Source organism: Kitasatospora sp. NPDC093558, assembly GCF_040683475.1.
GTDB lineage: Bacteria > Actinomycetota > Actinomycetes > Streptomycetales > Streptomycetaceae > Kitasatospora.
Genome location: NZ_JBFBDY010000446.1, coordinates 1 through 5,214, shown reverse-complemented (window position 1 = coordinate 5,214; position 5,214 = coordinate 1). Strand labels below are relative to the sequence as shown.

At 66.9% G+C, this 5,214-nt stretch carries 8 protein-coding genes; 6 read left to right on the top strand and 2 right to left on the bottom strand.

Going from position 1 to position 5,214, the window contains the following annotated elements; all coding sequences use genetic code 11:
* The first annotated feature begins 155 nt into the window (after positions 1-155).
* The 5 genes from AB0O00_RS28665 (at position 156) to AB0O00_RS28645 (ending at position 3,413) form a co-directional block, all read left to right on the top strand.
* Entirely contained in the window at positions 156-416 is a 261-nt protein-coding gene (locus AB0O00_RS28665) for a hypothetical protein (protein WP_363656599.1), read from the top strand.
* Positions 391-921: a DUF6879 family protein gene (locus AB0O00_RS28660; RefSeq protein ID WP_363656597.1), complete on the top strand. Its 531-nt coding sequence runs from the start codon at positions 391-393 to the stop codon at positions 919-921. The genes AB0O00_RS28665 and AB0O00_RS28660 overlap by 26 nt, the downstream gene beginning before the upstream one ends.
* A 24-nt stretch (positions 922-945) precedes the next feature.
* Positions 946-1,794: a helix-turn-helix transcriptional regulator gene (locus AB0O00_RS28655; protein ID WP_363656595.1), complete on the top strand. Its 849-nt coding sequence runs from the start codon at positions 946-948 to the stop codon at positions 1,792-1,794.
* Positions 1,795-1,962: 168 nt separating this feature from the next.
* Positions 1,963-2,439 (top strand): hypothetical protein, encoded by a 477-nt coding sequence (locus AB0O00_RS28650; protein WP_363656593.1) that lies wholly within the window; start codon positions 1,963-1,965, stop codon positions 2,437-2,439.
* A 62-nt stretch (positions 2,440-2,501) separates the two neighbouring features.
* A complete protein-coding gene (locus tag AB0O00_RS28645; RefSeq protein WP_363656591.1) occupies positions 2,502-3,413 on the top strand; it encodes a hypothetical protein in 912 nt (303 codons plus the stop codon).
* Here the strand turns inward: AB0O00_RS28645 and AB0O00_RS28640 are convergent.
* Entirely contained in the window at positions 3,370-3,582 is a 213-nt protein-coding gene (locus AB0O00_RS28640; RefSeq protein WP_363656601.1) for a DUF397 domain-containing protein, read from the bottom strand. The genes AB0O00_RS28645 and AB0O00_RS28640 overlap by 44 nt on opposite strands.
* A gap of 24 nt (positions 3,583-3,606) precedes the next feature.
* The gene (locus AB0O00_RS28635) at positions 3,607-4,458 is read right to left on the bottom strand and encodes a helix-turn-helix transcriptional regulator (RefSeq protein WP_363656589.1); all 852 of its coding nucleotides are present in this window, start codon (positions 4,456-4,458) and stop codon (positions 3,607-3,609) included.
* 236 nt (positions 4,459-4,694) lie between these two features.
* Between AB0O00_RS28635 and AB0O00_RS28630 the strand changes: the two genes are divergently transcribed.
* Positions 4,695-5,120, top strand: a complete 426-nt coding sequence (locus tag AB0O00_RS28630) for an ATP-binding protein (RefSeq protein ID WP_363656587.1) — start codon at positions 4,695-4,697, stop codon at positions 5,118-5,120.
* Positions 5,121-5,214: the final 94 nt, after the last annotated feature.

Genomic DNA, 5,214 nt, shown 5'->3' with positions numbered 1-5,214 from the left:
GCGATCGCTGCGCGGTTCTGGGCGACGGTGCTGGGCGTTGCTGGGCGGTACTGGCAGTATCCGCATCCGCCTACTGTGCGCTCTTGACGCTCCATGCGTCGTCCGCAAGGGTTCAGGCGCAACAGTGCGCAACTGGCTTGATACGGGAGGGCACCATGGAGCTTGATTTCATCGGGATCGACCCCGAGACCGGCAAGGACGGCTCGCCGACCGTGTGGGTGGACCACGAGCGGGGGGAGATCGTGATCCAAGGGTGGAGCGGCTCCGAAGAGTTGATGGCGACGATCAGTGGGACCTCGTGGGCGGCCGACCACACTCCCGGCATTCCCGAGGGCGAGACCGTGAACCGAATCCCGGCGCGGATGGTGCCGATCTTGAGGGAGGCGTGCAATGTGGCTGAACGTGCCGGACTTTGATCAACTCCTGCACTCCGCGCAGTACTCGGCGATCCATCTGGAGATGCGTGACATCTACGGAGTCCCGGACGAGGCACAGGCCGTCGAACGGTTCCGAGAAACAGGGCAATCGGACCTGGACCCAGAGTCGGAGTACTGGCATGAATGGACGGCCATGGTTCGCGAGGCGACGAGGCGAGGCGTCGCCGTCCATCGAGCCCGGATCGTCTCCGAGCCGGTGACCCTCTACACGCGGTACTTGCACGCCATGACCCCGGTCAACGTGGCGGCTGGTGAAGATGTCCGCTGGCTTCCCCGGCACAACGCCTCCGACTTGGCGTTGCCCGGAAATGACTTCTGGGTGTTCGACGATCACGCCGTCCGCTTCAACCACTTCACTGGTGACGGTGACTGGGCCGACCCGCGCACCTCGTATACCGAGGACGCCGCCGTGGCGAAGCTCTGCGTCGCCGCGTTCGAAGCGGTGTGGGAGCGCGCCATCCCGCACGACCAGTACGCCGTGTGACCAGAGGTACCGAGTAGACACTCCATGGCCGTATCCCCATCGTCGAGCGCCCAAGCCGCTCGGGTTGCCATTGCCACTCGCCTGCGCGATCTGATGCTGGACGCCCGGATCGACGGCAAGCAGCTCTCTGCCCGGTGCCAATGGCACCCGTCGAAAACCTCGCGCATCCTGAGCGGAAAGTCCGCACCCTCCGAGGACGACATCCGCTCGTGGTGCGCGGCGTGCGGCTCCAACGATCAGGCCATCGAGCTGATTGCCGCCTCCCGCGCGGTGGAGCTGATGTATCAGGAGTGGCGCAAGCTCCACCGCAACGGAATGCGCCAAGTTCAGGAAGAGTCTCTGGTTCAGTACGCGAGTACGGCGATGTGCCGGGTCTACGTCTCGAACGTCGTGCCCGGGTTTCTCCAGACCGAGGCGTACGCAACCGCCCTCATGCGCAGCATCACGCACTTCCAGGGCACCCCGGACGACGTCGCCGATGCGGTCGCGGCTCGGATGGAGCGCGGTCGGCTGTTGCACGAAGGCAACCACCGCTTCGTCGTCCTGGCCGAGGAGACCGTTCTGCGGTACCGCATCGGCGACGCGGAAACCATGGCCGGCCAACTCGGCTACCTGCTCGCGGTGATGCCGCTCCCGTCCGTCTCCCTCGGCATCATCCCGTTCTCCGCACAGCGCCGCATCTGGCCGTTGGAGGCGTTCTACCTGTTCGATGACCAGGAGGCGTCGGTGGAGACGCTGACCGCAGAGATCAACGTCGTCCAGCCTCGCGAACTTGCGGACTACCACCGAGCCTTCGCCGACCTGACCAAGATGGCCGTCCACGGAGCCGCGGCCCGCGCACTGATCACCTCCGCGATTGCCGCTCTCGGCTGACAGCTCGCAATCAGCTGCAATCGCGTTGAGTAACCATCCGCGTACTCCCTACCGTCTGAGGCATCGCCCGGCGTGACGCAGCGGCAACTCTCAGCCGGGCGGCAATGCGCGGTCGCTACCCGTCGGTGCGACCGGCCGAACCGATCAAGGGAGCACAGCATGAGCCCCGTGAGCACGGAACGGATCACCGGACGAACCCTGGTCGACGACGCCCTGTTCGGGCGCTTGGTCCACCGGGTCGTCCACGAGAAGGACATGGAGGCGCAGCTCGCAGTGCGGGTCGTGGACCAGGCACTCGCGTTCCTCGGTGCCTGCGCCGCCAACCCCGGCACCCGGCTGTCGCCGTCTCGTCTGGTCGACCACGGATGGCACACCTTCCTGATGTACACCCGCGAGTACGCGGGGTTCTGCGACCGCGTCGCCGGCAGGTTCCTGCACCACAGCCCGGAGGACGGCGACGTCCCGGTGAAGGGCGCGAGCATCGCCGCGACCGTGGCCGCGCTCGCGGCGGTCGGCTTCCAGGTGGACGCCGAACTGTGGGCCATGTCCGCCGAGTGCTCCCAAGGCAGTGGGGGCGACGGCTCCGACACCAGCGGAAGCGGCAGTTGCTCGCAGTGCCACCAGGGTTGCCACAACTCCAGCTGACCCCGGGGGGGGCGGCAGGGCCGGGGTGCCGTCCGGCCCCACCCCTGCCCCAAGGAAGCGATATGCGTCACCAGTGGGTCGATCTGCCTGCCAAGGTTCGTGACCTGATCGCCGAGCGATGCGGCGTCATCAACGGTGTGACCGTGCCGAACGCTGGGGAGGTCGCGGAGTTCGCCGCCGCCCTGGACACCGCCACGGGGCGCCTGTTCGTCAAGGCCTCCAAGCTGGACAGCCCGAACCTTTGGATGGCTCGCAAGGAAGCGCAGACCGCGCCGGTGGTAAAAGGGATCGGTGCGGACCTGCTGTGGCAGGGTGAAACCGACGGCTGGCTGGTCACCGCCTTCGAGTACGTGCCCGGACGGCATGCCGACCTGTCTCCAGGTTCTTCCGACCTGCCGCTCATCGCCGGGACGCTGGCCGGCCTTTCCGACAGGCTGACGCCTGCGCCCGCGCTGCGGACGCTCAGTCTCGCGCAGCGGTGGGCCGGATCGGCGCTGTGGTCCGAGATCGCAGCCGCGGGCGGCCTGACGTCATGGCAGGCCGAGCACGTGGACCAGCTCAGAGCATTGGAGAGCCAGGTATCGGATGCGGTCGCGGGTAACACGCTGGCCCACACCGACATGACCGGGCCGAACATCCTGGTCGACGGTGCCCGGGTTCGGGTTATCGACTGGTCGTGGCCGGCCCCGGCCGCCGCCTGGGTCGACACCGCTTCGATGATTCCCCGCCTGATCGCCGCCGGCCACACCGCCGCCCAGGCGCAGCGGTGGGCGATGACGGTCCCGTACTACGCTGCCGCCGAGCCCGTCGAGGTGGCCGCCTTGGCAGCCGTGGTCGCGGCCCGGTGGCGGCTACGTGCGATCCGGGACGGCGGCGCATGGATTGCACTGTCGGAGGCGGCTGAGGCGTGGGTCGCCGACCTGCTGCCGGTCAGTGCTTCCCGGGGAAGTCTCCCGCGCGAACAGCGGCGATGAACGCGGTCCAGGCATCGGCGGTGAAGAGGAGGGAAGGCCCCTGCGGGTCCTTGGAGTCGCGGACGGGAAGCACCCCCGGGAACCCGTCCGCAACCTCGATGCAGTCGCCGGTCTCTCCGCTGAACGTGCTCTTCCGCCAGTTCGCACCGTTGAGATCAAGCGCAGTCACCTTCAGCACCTCCGGTCGATACCGCTACAACTCTTGCCTGACCCGGGTGACCAAGTCGAGGCTCTCCGAAGGGCTCAACGCACTCGATCGCAACGAGTCGAACGTGAGCGTATAGGCAGAGGTCTCCTTTGGTGTCTCCAGATAGAGCATTCCTGCACGATGCTCCACACAAACGACATCGGAGAACGCCCTCGTGGGGAAGCTGAAGAGCACGAACGAGCCCATGATTCCGGCATGAGCACCAGTGCTGAACGGCAACACCTGCAGCTCGATCCGGGGGTGCTCGCTCAGCTGCCGGAGATGGTCGAGTTGCGCGCGCATTACGGCCACACCGCCAACCTGTCCACGAAGTGCGGCCTCGCCCAGGATCGCGCTGAACCGCGGCGGTTCAGCGCGATCCAGAGACTTCTGCCGATGCAATCGGACCGCCACCAGCTCGTCGATGCGCTGAGGCGAGATGTCGAACGGCGAAGCCTCGTAGATCGCCCGGGCGTAGTCCGCCGTCTGCAACAGCCCTGAGACCATCATCGGCTGGAACGAACGGATGTGGCCGGCGCTCTCCTCGTAGTCGATGTAATCGACGTAGGAGGGCTGGGAGACATCCAGTTGCTGCGCCCATCCACGCTCGGTGCTCTGCCTGTTGAGCGCAACGATCTCCTCCACGTACTCCGCGTCGTCCACGCCGTAGAACGTGAGCAGGTCGCGCAGCTCGCTACTGGAGATCGGCAGCCAGGCGTTCTCCATCCGGCTGATCTTGGATCGATGGCAGTCGATGCGCATCGCAGCCTCGTCCGGAGTCTTGCCTGCCGCCTCACGATGACGGATGAGCAAGCTCGCGACGCGGCGACGACGGACCGAAGGGCGCGGCTGGGCCATGTGATCAACTCCCCACATCTGTAGTGGAACTGATGCAAGGTTATCCAAAAACCAAGATCGGAAAATGTTCCTCCAGGAATTCTTGCGAACGATCTTCTGCTGAGCGCATGCTACCCACAGTCGATGAGGTGGACACTCTCTGCTATCGACTGCCGGGCATCCCCATGCCTGGGTCTGGCGCCGGGACGCTTCCCGCCCGGGCCTCGATCCCCAACCCCACCGGAGGTAGCTCCGCCATGCCTGAAACCGACGCCCCCGTCGCCACCCGCGGCTGCTGGTTCCCGCGCTCCCGCCGTTCACCGTTGCTCGCGCGGCGAATGCTGCGCGAGCTGCTCGCCACCATGCCGGACGGCGACCGCTACTCCGAGGTCGGCGAGCTGCTCACCTCGGAGCTGGTGGGCAATGCCGTGTTGCACTCGGGCATGCCGGGCCGGCTGATCTGGGTGTCCTTCGACGTCAGTGCCACCCGTCTGCGCATCGAGGTGCACGACGCGAGCGACCGGCCTCCGGTGTCCCAGCAGCCGGATCCCCTCGCTGGGCGTGGGCGTGGCCTGCTCCTCGTGGAGGTCCTCGCCACCGAGTGGGGGCACTCCCCGCGCCCGGGGGTCGGCAAGGTGGTCTGGTGTGAGTGCGCGCCCAAGCCGCTGGTCGCGACGGCGTGAGTCCGATAGGCCGGAGGGCGGGGCCGTGGTGGTGTCCCCGGTCACGCCCCATCCGGCCGACTTCCCGTGCAGAAGGCCGGGCAATGTCGTCGCC